At 69.5% G+C, this 15,199-nt stretch carries 17 protein-coding genes; 10 read left to right on the top strand and 7 right to left on the bottom strand.

Translation table 11 applies throughout. The annotated features are described in order from the left end of the window. Positions 1–272 precede the first annotated feature (272 nt). The 3 genes from EXE41_RS00170 to EXE41_RS00160 all read left to right on the top strand — a co-directional run bounded on the left by EXE41_RS00170 (position 273) and on the right by EXE41_RS00160 (position 2,757). Positions 273–581, top strand: a complete 309-nt coding sequence (locus EXE41_RS00170) for a hypothetical protein (protein ID WP_086215915.1) — start codon at positions 273–275, stop codon at positions 579–581. A 1-nt stretch (position 582) separates the two neighbouring features. Beyond that, positions 583–2,403, top strand: a complete 1,821-nt coding sequence (locus EXE41_RS00165; protein ID WP_049931463.1) for a ribosome biogenesis/translation initiation ATPase RLI — start codon at positions 583–585, stop codon at positions 2,401–2,403. An 87-nt stretch (positions 2,404–2,490) separates the two neighbouring features. Further along, positions 2,491–2,757, top strand: a complete 267-nt coding sequence (locus tag EXE41_RS00160; protein ID WP_049931464.1) for an HAH_0734 family protein — start codon at positions 2,491–2,493, stop codon at positions 2,755–2,757. 27 nt (positions 2,758–2,784) lie between these two features. Here the strand turns inward: EXE41_RS00160 and EXE41_RS00155 are convergent, their stop codons facing one another. The 3 genes from EXE41_RS00155 to EXE41_RS00145 all read right to left on the bottom strand — a co-directional run bounded on the left by EXE41_RS00155 (position 2,785) and on the right by EXE41_RS00145 (position 4,323). Then, a complete protein-coding gene (locus tag EXE41_RS00155; protein WP_137689975.1) occupies positions 2,785–3,414 on the bottom strand; it encodes an L-threonylcarbamoyladenylate synthase in 630 nt (209 codons plus the stop codon). Positions 3,415–3,515: 101 nt separating this feature from the next. Further along, complete coding sequence (locus EXE41_RS00150; RefSeq protein WP_086215912.1) at positions 3,516–4,025, bottom strand: redoxin domain-containing protein; 510 nt, start codon at positions 4,023–4,025, stop codon at positions 3,516–3,518. 1 nt (position 4,026) lies between these two features. Further along, positions 4,027–4,323, bottom strand: coding sequence for a glutathione S-transferase N-terminal domain-containing protein (locus EXE41_RS00145; RefSeq protein ID WP_089308014.1), 297 nt, complete (start codon positions 4,321–4,323; stop codon positions 4,027–4,029). 210 nt (positions 4,324–4,533) lie between these two features. On the opposite strand from EXE41_RS00145, the gene EXE41_RS00140 reads away from it, so the two are divergent. After that, on the top strand, positions 4,534–5,958 hold the full coding sequence (locus EXE41_RS00140) for a hemolysin family protein (protein WP_049931468.1): 1,425 nt from the start codon (positions 4,534–4,536) through the stop codon (positions 5,956–5,958). 173 nt (positions 5,959–6,131) lie between these two features. Here EXE41_RS00140 and EXE41_RS00135 read toward each other — a convergent pair whose 3' ends face one another. Further along, entirely contained in the window at positions 6,132–6,863 is a 732-nt protein-coding gene (locus EXE41_RS00135; RefSeq protein WP_137689974.1) for a DUF5781 family protein, read from the bottom strand. Between the two features lie 164 nt (positions 6,864–7,027). Between EXE41_RS00135 and EXE41_RS00130 the strand changes: the two genes are divergently transcribed. Beyond that, positions 7,028–8,086, top strand: coding sequence for a hypothetical protein (locus EXE41_RS00130; RefSeq protein ID WP_137689973.1), 1,059 nt, complete (start codon positions 7,028–7,030; stop codon positions 8,084–8,086). Between the two features lie 53 nt (positions 8,087–8,139). Here the strand turns inward: EXE41_RS00130 and EXE41_RS00125 are convergent, their stop codons facing one another. Continuing rightward, positions 8,140–8,859, bottom strand: a complete 720-nt coding sequence (locus tag EXE41_RS00125; RefSeq protein ID WP_137689972.1) for a queuosine precursor transporter — start codon at positions 8,857–8,859, stop codon at positions 8,140–8,142. Then, positions 8,852–9,079, bottom strand: coding sequence for a type II toxin-antitoxin system ParD family antitoxin (locus EXE41_RS00120; protein WP_086215908.1), 228 nt, complete (start codon positions 9,077–9,079; stop codon positions 8,852–8,854). Before EXE41_RS00120 ends, EXE41_RS00125 begins: the two co-directional genes overlap by 8 nt. A 154-nt stretch (positions 9,080–9,233) precedes the next feature. Here EXE41_RS00120 and EXE41_RS00115 point away from each other — a divergent pair, with 154 nt between their 5' ends. The 4 genes from EXE41_RS00115 (at position 9,234) to EXE41_RS00100 (ending at position 13,571) form a co-directional block, all read left to right on the top strand. After that, on the top strand, positions 9,234–9,833 hold the full coding sequence (locus tag EXE41_RS00115) for a biotin transporter BioY (protein ID WP_049931473.1): 600 nt from the start codon (positions 9,234–9,236) through the stop codon (positions 9,831–9,833). 6 nt (positions 9,834–9,839) lie between these two features. Beyond that, the gene (locus EXE41_RS00110) at positions 9,840–10,574 is read left to right on the top strand and encodes an energy-coupling factor ABC transporter ATP-binding protein (RefSeq protein ID WP_137689971.1); all 735 of its coding nucleotides are present in this window, start codon (positions 9,840–9,842) and stop codon (positions 10,572–10,574) included. Then, the gene (locus EXE41_RS00105) at positions 10,571–11,284 is read left to right on the top strand and encodes an energy-coupling factor transporter transmembrane protein EcfT (RefSeq protein ID WP_049931475.1); all 714 of its coding nucleotides are present in this window, start codon (positions 10,571–10,573) and stop codon (positions 11,282–11,284) included. Before EXE41_RS00110 ends, EXE41_RS00105 begins: the two co-directional genes overlap by 4 nt. A gap of 124 nt (positions 11,285–11,408) precedes the next feature. After that, positions 11,409–13,571: a (Fe-S)-binding protein gene (locus EXE41_RS00100; protein WP_137689970.1), complete on the top strand. Its 2,163-nt coding sequence runs from the start codon at positions 11,409–11,411 to the stop codon at positions 13,569–13,571. A gap of 58 nt (positions 13,572–13,629) precedes the next feature. Here the strand turns inward: EXE41_RS00100 and EXE41_RS00095 are convergent, their stop codons facing one another. Then, positions 13,630–13,926, bottom strand: a complete 297-nt coding sequence (locus tag EXE41_RS00095; protein ID WP_049931477.1) for a hypothetical protein — start codon at positions 13,924–13,926, stop codon at positions 13,630–13,632. A gap of 225 nt (positions 13,927–14,151) precedes the next feature. Here EXE41_RS00095 and EXE41_RS00090 point away from each other — a divergent pair, with 225 nt between their 5' ends. Beyond that, positions 14,152–15,144: a PstS family phosphate ABC transporter substrate-binding protein gene (locus EXE41_RS00090; RefSeq protein WP_049931478.1), complete on the top strand. Its 993-nt coding sequence runs from the start codon at positions 14,152–14,154 to the stop codon at positions 15,142–15,144. The last annotated feature ends 55 nt before the right edge of the window (positions 15,145–15,199 follow it).

The raw sequence follows: 15,199 nt of genomic DNA, 5'->3' as shown, positions 1-15,199 counted from the left end.
AAACCGCACACGCTCATAAATGTTGATGGAGCATTGCCGCTGAACCGCCGTATACCGGAGATATGCGCCGCTTTTCGCGGTACAAACCGGCAATATGGCCCTATTTCTCCCCGCTGGACTGACCAGTCAGTCAGCGATTCGGCTCGCGCGCGCCTCGGCCGGGGCGACGCGCGCCGGACCGACCCGGCGGATGTCCCCGCGGTACTCCCGTCGCGGTCGCGGCCGGCGGCGGGAACGAACGGCTTTTCACGGGCGCTCGCGGATCCGAAGGCATGAGCGACGACTCGGGCCTCTCCGACCACGCGCGCGGCGTGGTCGTCACGACCATCTGCTGTCTCGCCGGGATCGCCGCCGGCGTCGTTTCGGCCGTCTACGTCGGCACCGATCCGGCCTCCGCCGCGAGCACGACCGCGGTGTTCGTGCTCGGGGCGTTCGTCATCGCGCAGTACCCGATATTTAAAGCGGTCGGCGTCGGGGACTTCGGCGTCAAAGACAACCTCTACGTCGCGTTTCTCACGTTCACCCTCTGGTTCATCAGCTACACCGTCCTCCTGACGTCCGGCGTCGAACTGGGGGTCTGAGATGGCGGACGACAGTATCGCGGTCGTGGACCTCGACCGGTGTCAGCCCGACCGCTGTAACTACGAGTGTATGAAGGACTGCCCGCCCAACCGGACGGGCAAGGAGTGTATCACGGAGCGCGGTGAGGACGCCGAAGAGGGCGATCCGGACCAGATCCACATCTCCGAGGAGATCTGTCTCGGCGAGACGTGCGGCATCTGCGTCAACTCCTGCCCGTTCGACGCCATCGAGATCATCAACCTCCCCTCCGAACTCGACGACGACCCGGTCCACCGCTACGGCGACAACGCCTTCTCGCTGTACGGCCTCCCCACGCCGGAGCCGGGCAGCGTCACCGGTATCCTCGGCCCGAACGGGATCGGGAAGTCCACGGCCGTCCACGCGCTCGCCGGCGAGATGGTCCCGAACCTCGGCGACCACGCCGCCGACGGCGACTGGGAGCGCGTCCTCGACCGCTTCCGCGGCACCGGGATCCAGAGCTACCTCGAATCGCTCCGCGACGGCGACGTGACGGTCGCGCGCAAGCCGCAGTACGTCGACCAGATCCCGAACCAGTTCGACGGGAACACCCGCGAACTCCTGGAGCGGACCGACGAGCGCGGCGCGCTCGACGATCTCGTCGACCGCCTCAACATCCGCCCGGTGATGGACCAGGACATCGACTCCATCTCGGGCGGCGAGCTCCAGCGCGTCGCCATCGCGGCGTGCCTCGCACGTGACGCCGACTTCTACTTCCTCGACGAGATCACGCCGTACCTCGACATCGGCCAGCGGATGATCGTCGCCCGGCTCATCCGCGAGCTCGCCGACGACGACGCGGCCGACCGGTCGATGCTCGTCGTCGAACACGACCTCGCCATCCTCGACCTCCTCGCCGACACCCTCCACGTCGCGTACGGGGAGCCCGGCGCGTACGGGGTCATCACCGACCCGAAGTCGGTGCGGAAGGGGATCAACGAGTACCTGAAGGGGTACCTCGACAACGAGAACATGCGGATCCGCCCGTCGGCGATCACCTTCGAGGAGCACGCGCCGCGGGTCGCCTCCCGGAGCGAGACGCTGATCGAGTACCCGGACCTGCGGAAGTCGTACGGCGACGGCGAGTTCGAGCTCCGCGTTGAGGGCGGCGAGATCAACCGCTCCGAGGTGTTGGGCGTCGTCGGCCCGAACGGGATCGGGAAGTCCACGCTCGCGCAGCTGTTCACGGGTGACTTGGAGCCCGACGAGGGCGAGCTCGACTTCGCGCTCGACATCTCCTATAAGCCGCAGTACATCGACATCGACCAGCACATGCGGGTCGACGCGTTCCTCTCGTCGATCACCGACGAGTTCGGCTCCTCCTACTGGAACACCGAGATCGCCCAGCCCCTCCAGTTGGAGCGCGTGATGGAGCAGAACCTCTCGGACCTCTCTGGCGGGGAACGTCAGCGCGTCGCCATTGCGGCCTGTCTCTCCGACGACGCCGATCTCTACCTGCTCGACGAGCCCTCGGCCCACCTCGACGTGGAGCAGCGCGTCCGGGCGACCACGGCGATCCGCCGGTACGCCGAGAACCACGACGCGACGGTGATGGTGATCGACCACGACATCTACATGATCGACCTGCTGGCCGACCGGCTGATGGTGTTCGACGGCGAGCCGGCCGAGCGCGGCCGCGCGGCGCCGCCGCAGGACATGCGCGACGGCATGAACGAGTTCCTCGCCGACCTCGAGATCACCTTCCGCCGCGACGAGCGCACCGGACGCCCCCGGATCAATAAGCCGGGCTCACAGCTCGACAGCCAGCAGAAGCGCGACGGCGAGTACTACTACTCCGGCTGATCGGAATCGACGTTCGCGGTCGCGCCCCGACGCCCGTCGATTCGCGGTATCGAAGCGATTAAGCCCGGAACACGCAAACGCCGGCACATGAAACACCTCATCATCCGCGGCGACCCCGACATCCGGAAGGACGCGGTGATCGAGCACGACGGCGAGGAGCTGGTCTGTTTCGGCATCAACGTCCAGGGGGGCTGGCACGGCCCGGACGAGCCCCAGCTATGGTGTACCGTCGGCACCGAGGACGAGCGTGACGCCTACGACAAACGCGAGTACGTCCCCCACTGGCTCGACGTCGAGACGGTCGACGCCGGGGACCTCGACGTGATCAAGGCGAAGGGCGACCTCTCCGTCTAACGCGCCGACCGCTTCTCGCCGGCGCTTCTACCCGTCTACCGGCGGGTCCGCCAGCCACGCCTCGATGGCGCCCGCCATCGCCCCGCGGCGGTGGATCGTCCCCGCCTCGGGGTCGACGACCGTGCTCTCGGTGCCGGGCGTCTCGCTGCCGTCGATCACGGCGGCGACCCCGTCGCGGACCCGGTCGTCGAGGTCGCCGAGGTCGGTGACGCTGCCGGTCCCGGAGACATTGGCGCTCGTCGCCGTGAGGGGACCGGTCTCGGCCATGAGCGCCCGCGCGAGGTCGTGGTCCGGCACGCGGATCCCGACGCGGTCGCGGCCGGCGGTGAGCGCGTCCGGCACGCCGTCGCCGCGCTCGACGACGACGGTCACCGGCCCCGGGAGGAACGCCCGGGCGAACGCCACCGCCCGCTCCGTCGGGCGGGTGTGGCGGAGGGCGTCGTCGACGCTCGCGACGCCGAGCGAGAGCGGATTCGACCGATCGCGGCCCTTCAGGTCGAAGACGCGCTCGACGGCGTCGGGATCGAGCGCGTCCGCGCCGAGCCCGTACACCGTCTCGGTCGGGTAGACGACGAGGTCGCCGCGGTCGACGGCGGCGGCCGCCGCGCGCAGCTCGTCGGATCGGTCCGGTCCGTCGTCGCTCGTATCGGCGGTCACGTGCGGCTATTCGGTGCCGAGTTGAAAAAGCGTGACGAGTGGACGTTGCCGCCCCCACCGACGCCCGCCGGGAGACGACGCGGCCGCGGAGCGTGAGGGTATCAGTCGACGAGGTTCGCGACCGCGTCGTCGATCGCCTCGGCGTCGGGGAACGCGGGGTGTTCGCCCGCGACCCACGCGTACTCGACGGTTCGGTCGGCGTCGAGGAGGAAGACGGCGGGACGACTCTCCGTGACCCCCGTCATGCCGTCGATGTCGTGCGCGAGGCCGTACTCCTCGATCACGCCCGCGCCCGGGTCAGAGAAGATGCGGACGCCGTCGCCGCGGTCGGCGAGCAGGCGCTTGTGGGCGTACGGCGTCGAGATCGAGACGCCGAGGACGTCGACCTCGTCGCTCCACCCGTGGTCGTCGACCGTGTTGTAGAGGTACGTCCCCTGAAACGCGCCGTCCATCGGGTGGAAGAGGAGGAGCGTCGGCCCGTCGACGACGTCGGCGAGCGAGCGGTCCTCCCAGTACTCGCCGTTCACGAGCGGGCGGGTGAAGTCGGGCGCCGCGTCGCCCTCCTCGACGTGGTCGGTCTCCGGGAGAGAGACGACGTCGAAGTCGGGCATCTCAGGCACCTCCCTCGGCGTCGACCGCGCGGCCGCCGTCGGCCGCCGCGTCGCCGTACGTGCCGCGGAGGTACTCGACGATGTTCGCGCTCTCGGACATCGTCACGCCCGTCTCGCGGTCGACGATCGCCGGGACGCTCCGCGCGCCGGAGACGCGCTTGACGACGTTGCGCTCCGAGTGCATCGGCTCGACGTATCGGGAGCGGTACGCCACGTCGAGTTCGTTCAGCGTCCGGACCACGCGCTCGCAGTACGGACACGCTTGGAGCCGGTACAGGGTGATCTGTGGCTCGGTCATGCCTCGCGATTCGCCCGCGAGACGGGTAATCGTGTCGGCAGCGGCACCCTCGGTGTCGGCGGATCCGAGTCGGCGACGATTCGGGGCACCGCGCGCACCGGTGGGCGCGCTCGGGTGCGCGGCACGGCGACCGTTTCCGCGGCGGTCGGGTCGCTTCCGGGTTAGTCGAAGGGAACGCTTTAATCGCGGGCCGACGGATGACAAACGAACATGGGCTTGTCGTCTAGTGCGCCGGTGGTCGATGTCCTCCAGATACCGATGCCGGGTCAAGAGGTCGTGACCGCCCTCGGTGTCGTTGCGATTATGCTTCTCATCGGGCTCTCGGCGTTCTTTTCCTCGTCCGAGATCGCGATGTTCTCGCTGCAGCAACACCGCATTGATAGCCTCGTCGACGAGGGGGTGACGGGGGCGAAGACGATCCGCGACATGAAACAGAACCCCCACCGCCTGCTGGTGACGATCCTCGTCGGGAACAACATCGTCAACGTGGCGATGACCTCCATCGCCACCGCGCTGTTCGGGATCTACCTCTCGCGGGGGCAGTCGGTGCTGGCGACGACCTTCGGGATCACGACGCTCGTGCTGATCTTCGGCGAGAGCGCGCCGAAGTCGTACGCCGTCGAGAACACCGAGTCGTGGGCGCTGCGGATCGCCCGCCCGCTGAAGGCCTCCGAGTACGCCCTCTACCCGCTCGTCGTCCTCTTCGACTACATCGTCAAGGGCGTCAACAGCGTCATCGGCGGCTCGGCGGCCATCGAGTCGACGTACGTCACCCGCGACGAGATCCAGGACATCATCGAGACGGGCGAGCGCGAGGGCGTCATCGAGGAGGAGGAGCGGGAGATGCTCGACCGCATCTTCCGGTTCAACAACACCATCGCCAAGGAGGTGATGACGCCGCGGCTCGACGTCACCGCGGTCGCGAAGGAGGACTCCGTCGAGGAGGCGATCGAGACGTGTATCCAGGCCGACCACGAGCGCGTCCCCGTCTACGAGGGGAACCTCGACAACATCATCGGCGTGGTGACGGTGCGCGATCTGGTCCGCGAACTGCGCTACTCCGAGGGCCAGCCCTCCCTCGAGCGCGTCGTCAAGCCCACGCTCCACGTCCCGGAGTCGAAGAACGCGGACGAGCTGCTCGCGGAGATGCAGGAGAACCGCCTCCAGATGGTGACGGTCATCGACGAGTTCGGCACCACGGAGGGGATCATCACCTTAGAGGACATGGTCGAGGAGATCGTCGGCGAGATCCTCGAGGGCGACGAGGAGGCGCCGGTGGAGTTCGTCGATGACAACGTCGCGGTCGTCCAGGGCGAGGTGAACATCGACGAGGTCAACGAGATCCTCGGGATCGATCTCCCGGAGGGCGAGGAGTTCGAGACGCTCGCGGGCTTCGTGTTCAACCGCGCCGGGCGCCTCGTCGAGGAGGGCGAGGAGATCGAGTTCGACGAGATCCGGATCCGTATCGAGCGCGTCGACAACACCCGCATCATGTCTGCGCGCGTGACGGTCCTCGACGGCGACGCGGGGGCGGCGGACTCGAGCGCCCCGGTCGAGGCCACCGACTTGACCGACGAGACCGAGGCGGCGGAGACGGACGGCGAGGGCGGGCCCGCTCGGAACGACGCGGAATAGTCGCGGACTACGACATCTTCGGAGTTCGATGCGATTGTCTGTGGGTAGCTGACCGCGATTGTCAGTACGAACGTCAGAATATCCAGCCGTTCACTTATAAACAGCCATCACCGAAGCGGCGAAGACCGCCGCCAAACCTCCTGCCGCACCACAGCCCCACGCCTCCTCGGCTTTCAAACGGCGTAGGCGCGGGCGGCCGCGACGAGCGCCTTCCGGTAGTCGCTCTCCGAGGGGTCGTGACCGAGGTCCAGGAACCGTGCTTTGAACGCGTCCACGTCGACGGCGTCGGTGTCGCTGCCGGCCGCGCGCGCGAGGTCGTAGATGCGGTGGTCGGGACCAGCGATGTCGTGTCGCTCCACGAGGGCGAGCGCGAACGCGGCGTTGACGGCGGTGATCTCCGGGTCGGCGCCCGCCGTCACCGGCGGTGAACCGGTACGAGCCACGTCGGGGCGGTCCGCGACCGCGGCCGCCAGCGTCGATTCGAGGAAGCCGAGGAGCTTGTTCGCGGGCGCCACCGAGAGCGTGATGTCGTCGGCGTAGATGTCTTTCATGTGGTTCGCGATCTGGTAGCAGTGCGCGAGCTTGCGGCGCTCGACCTTCTCACCGGAGAGACCGAGGTACAACGCCTCCTCCGTGGACTGAAGGTGCGAGGGGTGTCCCTCCTCGTACCGGGCCATGTGCGCGAGCTCGTGGATCGCCAGTTCGCGCGCCATCGCGCTCGTGGCGGCCCGCCGGGAGACGTTCAGGACGTGGTGGTCGTCGTAGTGGCCGGCCCACGTCCGCTCGTCGGGGTCCTCGCGGACCACGACGCGGACCGGCGCCTCCACGGAGCGCTCGGTTTCGAAGAGGTCCGCGGCGCCGAGAAACGGGTCGGGAGGAACGTCCCCCTGAACGCGAAGATCCATGCGTACAGTTCACACGGGTGGCGGCGGTAAGTCTCTTGCGCTCGCGGACCCGGTTCGCGGCGCGCCGGCGCCCGGTTCCGACGACGACTCTCGCCCTCCCTAGGCGACTCGTTCCTCTCGGCGACCGGCGTACGCTTTTGATCCCTCCCGACGAACGTCGAACCATGCGCGTCTACGCGGCGTACGACGACGGGCTCCGGATCGTCGACCCCGCGACCGGCGCGGTCGAGACTCGCCTCTCCGGCCAGCGCGTCGACTGTCTCTCCGTCGCGGACCCCGGCGACGGCGCGGCGGGAGCCGGAACCCGCGGTCCGCGCGTCCTCGCCGGGACCTTCGACGCGGGGCTGTTCCGCTCCGTCGACTGCGGCGAGCGGTTCGCGGGCGCGGCCGCGTCGACGCTCGGTCCCGAGGGGTCCGGCCCGGACGCGGTCACCGCGGTCGCGACGAGCCCGCACGACCCCTCGGTCGTCTGGATCGGCACGGAGCCCTCGCGCGCGTACCGCTCCGTCGACGGCGGCGAGACGGCGGCACTGGTCGGCGGGCTGACCGACCTCCCCTCGGCGTCCGAGTGGTCGTTCCCGCCGCGACCCGACACGCACCACGTCCGGTGGATCGAACCCTGTCCCGCCGATCCGGACCGCTGGCTCCTCGGGATCGAGGCGGGTGCGCTCGCCGTGACGGCCGACGGCGGCGCGACGTGGACCGACCGCCCGCCGGGGTCGCGCCGCGACACCCACGCGATGGCGACGCACCCGGACGCCCCCGACCGCGTCTACGCCGCCGCCAGCGACGGCTTCGCCGAGAGCGACGACCGCGGCGACTCGTGGCGCGTCCGCGACGCCGGCCTCGACCACGGCTACGTCTGGGGGCTCGCGGTCGACCCCGGGGACCCGGACACCGCCGTGGTCAGCGCGGCCCGGGGCGCGACGGCCGCCCACCGCCGCGGCGAGGCGCACCTGTACCGCTACCGTCGCGGCGGGGAAGAGGAGGACGAGGGGACGGGGGCGACGGGCGACGCGGGCGCGTTCGAGCGCCTCGACGACCGCGGCGTTCCGACCGGGGAGGGGACGTATCGAGCGGTCCTCGCGGCCGGGCGGTCCGGCGGCGAGATCTGGGCGCTCTCGAACCGCGGGCTCTTCGTGACCCGCGACGCCGGCGACTTCTTCGAGCAGGTCCCGGTCGATCTCCCCGACCGCCCGGCGCGGGCGCTGGCGGTCGCTTGAGCAGCGAGCGAGGCGAAAAGCGACGAAACGCGGTCGAACGCCGTCGAAAGCAGTCAGTCTCGGACCGTGCCGACGATCAGGTAGACGACCGGCGTGTCGAGGACGGCGATCGCGAGCTTCAGCAGGTACTGACCCAGTCCGAGCGCGAGCAGCGCCGGCGGGTCGAACACCGGCCCGACCCCGAGCAAGAGCGGGGCGGCGTAGAAGGCGACGCCGACGAAGATGGCGGTGTCTATCGCTTGGCTCGTGGCGGTCGAGCCGATGTTGCGGAGCCACAGCATTCCCTCGCCCGTGCGGTCGCGGATCGCGTGGAACACGAACACGTCCCAGTTCTGGCTCACGACGTACGCCAGCAGGCTGCCCGCGACGATGTTCGCCGCCGGTCCGAGCGCCGCCTGGAAGGCGGCGGACACCTCGGGGTCGACACCGGGCGCCGCGAGCGTCGACCACACCAGCGCTAACACGAGGAAGTTCGCGAGGAACGCGACGTTGACGACCACCTGCGTCGCGCGCCGGCCGTACAGCTCCGCGTAGCAGTCGGAGGCGAGGAACGTGAGCGCGTACGCGAGCGCGGCGCCGGGCAGCAGGATCTCCGCGCCGACCACCGGCAGCGCGAACGGGAGCGGCAGCGCGAGCACCTTCGCTGCGGTGAGCTGCGCGGTCCCGAGCGCGACCGTGAACAGCGTGATAAGCGCCACCGCCGCGACCGCCGTCCGGTCCAGCGGGTCGGTCCGGAAGGGCCCGTTCCCGCCGGCCGCCGTCCGACTACTCATCGGTCTCCCCCGTCGACTCGCTCCTCTCCAACCCCGCCGCCGTCGCCGGGTCGTCGTCGAGCCGGTCGTGGCGGGCGTCGATCTCGTCGAGCAGGTCGAGGGTCTTCCGGATCGACGCGCGCACCGCGTCGCTGCGGTTCACGAACTTCCCGTCGTCGCCCACGTGGTCGTCGAGGTCGGCAAGCAGCTCCGCCGGGATCTCGACGCTTATCTTCGGCATACTCGCGTCGTGGACGCCGGGTAGGGATGAACGTTATTATCCGGAGATTATCGAGAGAGTCCCGAAGTGCTCGACTCGACGTCCGGCTGCGCTGCCCGCCCGCCCAGAGCTCGTAAACCGCTACGTTGAAGTGGGTTTACGAGTCCGTTGAGTCATGGCAACGAACACGGAGTCCGTCGATCTCGTCGGCGACGAGGCGGCGACGAACCTCGCTCGCGCCGCGCTGTTCGCGGCGCTCGTCGGGGCGTTCGCGTACGTCTCCTTCCCGAACCCGCTCTCGGCAGGGGTACCGATCACGCTCCAAGTCCTCGGCGTGTTCCTCGCGGGGATCATGCTCGGCCCGGTGTGGGGGTCGCTCTCGATGGTCCTGTACCTCGCCGCCGGCGCGGTCGGCGCGCCGGTCTTCTCCGGCGGCACCGCGGGGATCAGCTACCTGATCGCCAGCCCGACGCTCGGGTTCCTCTGGTCGTACCCCTTCGCCGCGGGAGTGATCGGGCTCGTCGCCCACCGCGGGACGAGCCTCTCCGAGGTCGACGCGGTCCCGACGCCGGTCCTCGTGGGAGCGATGGTCGCCGGGACCGCGATCATCTACGGGTTCGGCACGGTTGGCTTCGCGGTGATACAGTACGACCCGTGGTACGCGTCGCTGTGGCAGGCGTTCCTTGTCTCTTCGCTCGCCTTCGTCCCCGTCGAGGCGGTCAAGATCGCCGCCGCCGTCGGCATCGTCAAGAACGACGCGATCGCGGCTGCCTGACCCGGCGTGATCGCCGTCAGCGACCTTACGCACGCGTTCGACAGGGCGGTCGCGCTCGACTCGGTCTCGCTCTCCGTCGACGACGGCGAGTTCCTCCTCGTCACCGGCCCGAACGGCTCTGGCAAGACGACGCTCGTCCGTCACTTCAACGGCCTGCTCTCGCCCACCGAGGGAGAGGTCCGGGTCAACGGCGTCCCGGCCGAGGCGGACCTCGTCGCGGCGCGGACGGCGGTCGGGATGGTGTTCCAACGCCCGGCGGACAGCTTCGTCGCCGCGACGATCGCGGCCGACGTGGCGTTCGGCCCCGAGAACCTCGGTCTGTCCCACGACGAGATCGACCGACGCGTGGCGACCGCCCTCGACGCGGTCAACCTCGCCGGGCGGGGCGACGAGCGGATCGACGCGCTCTCCGGCGGCGAGAAGGCCCGTGTCGCGGTCGCCGGCGCGCTGGCGATGGAGCCGGACCACCTCGTCCTCGACGAGCCGTTCTCGGGGCTCGACGAGCCCGCCCGTCGCTCGCTGCTGTCTCACCTCGCGTCGCTCTCGGCCGACGGAACGGGGATCGTCGTCGTCACTCACGACCTGCGCGGCCTGATCGACCGGTGTGACCGGGTGATCGCGCTCGCCGACGGGTCGATCGCGTTGGACGCCCCGCCCGAGGCGGCGCGCGCCGAACTCCCCGCGCTCGACGTCCACGTCCCGGCGAGCGAGCGCCTCGAGGGCGAGTCCGACACGCGATGATCGGCTACGTCCCCGGCTCGACTGTCGCGCACCGGCTCGACCCCCGGGCGAAGATCGCCGTTCAGGTCGCGTTCGCCGCCGCGGCGTTCGCGTACACGACCCCCCGCGGGCTCGCCGTCCTGTCCGTCCTCGCGCTCGCGGTCGCCCGGCTCGCGTCGCTGTCGCTCGCCGGCGTCGTCCGCTCGTTCAGGGTCATCCTCCCCTTCCTCGTCGCCGCGCCGCTCGTCGCGACGATCGAGCTGTCTCCGCCGGCGATAGACCCGGGAGCGGCCGTCTACCCGGCGCTGTCGAGCTACCGCGTGCTGCTCGTCGTCGTCGTCAGCGCGGCGTACGTCCGTACCACGACGGTCCGGGAGTCGCGCGCGGCGATCCAGCGGACCGTCCCGGGTCGCCCCGGCGTGTTCCTCGGCGTCGGCGTCTCGCTCGTCTTCCGGTTCCTCCCGGTTCTCCGGCGGGAGATCACGGCGGTCAGGGAGGCGTCGGCGGCCCGGCTCGGCACCGAACGCCCGCTCGTCGACCGGATCGAGCGCGTCGCCGTCGCGGGCGCGACCCGGACGCTGGGGCGCGCGGACCGCCTCTCCACGGCGCTCTCGGCCCGCTGTTTCGCGTGGAACCCGACGCTGCCGCGGCTGACGCTCACCCGGATCGACGCGCCGGCGCTGGCGCTCGCGGGAGCGCTGCTGGCGGCGGCGCTGTTTCGGGCCGTCTGAGCCGTCGTCGCTTGCGCGGACCGGGATCTCCCCCGCGGCGGGAGCCCTTCGATTCGCGCGAACGCCGCGCGGCGGCCGCTGCGCTGTGGCAAGTTTTAACCCGGCCGTATCCCGGTGATCGATCATGACTCCCTTACAGGCGGCCACCCGCGAAACCTTCTGGACCATCGGTCCGGTGGGGAAGGCCGCGTTCTACTGGCTCGCCGTCGTCGCGATCCTCGTCTTCCTGTACGGCGTGTACGCGCGGTTCGCGGCGTACGCGCGCGGGAGCGAAGACCCGCGAGACCGGCTGTCGGACCTCCCCGGACGGGTGATCGGGGCGACGAAGACCGTCCTCGCGAACGAGAACCAGTTCGACGGGGACCTCTACACCGGCGTGATGCACACGTTCGTGCTGTGGGGGTTCCTCGTCCTGCTCGTCGCGACGACCATCCTCGGGATCGACATCGACCTCTACCGTCCGCTCACGGGCGAGTCCTTCTGGGTCGGCGACTTCTACCTCGCGTACCAGTTCGCCGTCGACGCGTTCGGCCTGCTGTTCGTCGTCGGCGTCGGCATGGCCGCGTACCGCCGCTACCGGCAGCGCGAGGGGCGGCTCTGGGGAAAACACACCTCCTTCGAGGACGACGCGTTCGTGTGGACGCTGTTCCTGCTCGGCGTCGGCGGCTTCGTCGTCGAGGGCGTGAGCATGGTCGGCCAGCCGGGGCGGGCGACCGAGACGGTGAGCTTCGTCGGGATGGCGCTCGCGACCGGGCTGGAGTCGTCCGGGCTCACGGCCGCGGGCGCCGAGGCGATATACGGCGTCCTCTGGTGGAGCCACTCGCTGCTGGCGTTCGCGTTCGTGGCGTGGATCCCCTACGCGAAGCCGTTCCACATGATCTCGTCGTTCGCCAACGTCGTCGCCCGCGACGAGAAGGCGGGCGCGCGGCTCCCGAACGTCCCCGCGGACCTCGACCACACGAACGCGGAGTCGCTCGACGACTTCACCTGGAAGGAGCTGATGGACGGCGACGCCTGTACGAAGTGTGGCCGGTGTACCGACGCCTGCCCCGCCGACACGGTCGGGCGCAACCTCGACCCGCGGAACGTCATCCTCGATCTGAAGTCGTACCGCGAGTCGGTGAGCGACGACCCGGTGGCCGGCTCGGGCGGCGGAGGCGGTCCCGCGGCGACCGACGGCGGCACGGTCCCCATCGTCGCCGACGAGGGCGGCGTCATCGACGCCGAGTCGATGGAGTCCTGTATGTCCTGTATGGCGTGTATGGACGCCTGCCCGGTCGACATCGAGCACCTCACCTCCTTCACGAAAATGAACCGCCAGCTCGTCGACGAGGGGGCGGTCGACTCGAACCTCCAAGACGTGTTCCAAGACGTGATGCAGAAGGGGAACACCTTCGGCGACTCCCAGGCGACCCGCGGCGACTGGGCCGACGACCTCGACGACGTCGAGGTCCCGGACGCCCGCGAGACCGAGGTGGAGTACCTCTGGTACGTCGGCGACTACCCGAGCTTCGACGACCGGAACAAGAAGGTCGCGCGTGCGCTCGCCCGCCTCTTCGACGAGGCGGACGTGTCGTTCGGCATCCTCTTTGACGACGAGAAGACGGACGGCAACGACATCCGCCGGATCGGCGAGGAGTTCCTCTACCTCGAACTCGCCGGCCACCACGTCGAGACGTTCGCCGACTGCGAGTTCGAGAACATCGTCTGTACCGATCCGCACTCCTACAACACGATCAAAAACGAGTACCCCGAGGTCGACTTCGCGGAGTTCGCGGACGACCCGATGATGCCGTTCGAGCGCGAGGAGCCGTGGAACGCTGACGGCGCGGTCGACGTGTTCCACTGGACGCAGGTGGTCGAGGAGCTGGTCGAGGCGGGCCGGCTCGGCCTCTCGGGCGACGAGCTGGACTACACCGTCACCTACCACGACCCCTGTCACCTCGGCCGGTACAACGACGAGTACGAGGCACCCCGCGAGCTCATCCGGGCGACCGGCGCCGACCTCCACGAGATGCCCCGGTCGCGGGACGACTCGTTCTGCTGCGGCGGCGGCGGCGGCGGGCTCTGGACCGAACACGAGGAGGAAGTCAAGCCGAGCGAGGAGCGGCTCCGTGAGGCCGTCGAGGACACCGACGCGGGGGCGTCGATCGAGAAGTTCGTCGTGGCCTGTCCGATGTGTACGACGATGTTCGAGGACGGGCGGAAGACGGGGGACTTCGAGGACCAGATCGAGATCGTCGACGTGGCGGAGCTGCTGATCGAGGCGGTGGAGGTCGGATCGTAGCGTGGGGACTCGGTCCGTCGGAGCCGCCGGACCGAGACGCTCGCCGCGACCGCCGTCCCTACGCTCGCCGCGACCGCCGGTCCGTCGCCTCGTCCGTGCGCCGCAACAGCGCTCGCCCGGGGGCGCGGTCGCGGACCGGCGCGTCGCCGAGGTAGTCGACGAGCGCGTCGCGGAGCAGGGCGACGCCCTCGTCGTCGAGCGCCGCGCCCCGCTCTAACGACTCGATCGGGCGGTGGTACGGTGCCTCGTCGTCGGTCGCGCTCCGCGCGGCGTCGAGCAGTGCGGCGTGAGCCACCCACGCCTCCTCCCGGGAGGTCGTCGGCGCCGGCGGCCCGTCGGTCGTGGGAGGCGTCATTCGTCCGGGTTCTCCCGGTACGAGGACTTAAAACCACGTCCCGGTTTCGCCCCGATCCGGCGCCGAGGAGCCGCGCGCCGCCGTCTCTCCCCGCCGACCGTCGCTCTTCGAGAGTATATACTACTATATAGAATATGTGGAAGCATATAGCTGTACTGGGGAGTATGCGACACCACGTACCGTTCATAGCATACTACTTAACCGGAACTCGTCCACCCACACGTAATGGAGTCCAGTCACGACGCGGACGCAACGGGAATCACGCGGCGGAAATCGCTCGCGGCGATCGCCGGCGCCGGGGCGCTCGGTCTCGCCGGCTGTACGCAGAGCGGAGACGGCGGCTCGGGCGGCGACGAGCTCTCCGGTCCGATCAACATCGCCGGTTCGAGCACGGTGTTCCCGCTGATGAGCGCGGTCATGGAGGACTTCGCTGAGCAGCACCCCGGCGTCGACCCCGACATCAGCTCGACGGGGTCCGGCGGCGGATTCTCGAACTTCTTCTGTACGGGCGACACCGACTTCAACAACGCGAGCCGACCGATCCAGCCCGAGGAGGAGGAGCTATGCGAGGAGAACGGCGTCGAGTACGTCGAGCTGATTGCGGCGACCGACGCGCTCACGGTCGTCGTCAACCCCGACGCCGACTGGATCGACTCGCTCACGACCGAGGAGCTCGCCCAGATCTGGAAGTCCGACCCCGTCCAGACGTGGGACGAGGTCCGCGACGAGTTCCCGAACGAGGAGATAAACCGCTTCGGCGCCGCCGACACCTCCGGCACGTACGACTACTTCATCGAGGCGATCCTCGAAGAGGAGGGCCACACCAGCGACTATCAGGCGACTGAGCAGGACAACACGATCGCCCAGGGCGTCTCCGGCGACCCGTACGCGATCGGCTACTTCGGCTTCGCGTACTACTTCCAGAACCCCGACCAGCTGAAGGCCCTCGGCATCGACGACGGCGACGGGCCGGTCGAGCCGAGCCTCGAAACCGCCTCGTCGGGCGAGTACACGCCGCTCTCGCGGCCCCTCTTCACCTACCCGTCGATCGAGTCGCTCGGCGAGGAGCACATCGCCGAGTTCGCCCGCTACTTCGTCGAACAGACGACGAACGAGGAGCTCGTCGCCAACGACGTCGGCTACGTGCCCGCCACCGAGGAGACGCAGGAGGAACAGATGCAGACGCTCGAAGACGCGATCGAGCAGGCGCAGGGCTGAGCCGGCGCGATGAACCGGTGTATTGATTTACGACAGCGTTCGATACCCCACCGTT

This window comes from Halorubrum sp. SD690R (genome assembly GCF_005435035.1).
GTDB classification, from domain to species: domain Archaea; phylum Halobacteriota; class Halobacteria; order Halobacteriales; family Haloferacaceae; genus Halorubrum; species Halorubrum ezzemoulense.
This window is presented reverse-complemented; position numbering and strand designations above follow the sequence as displayed.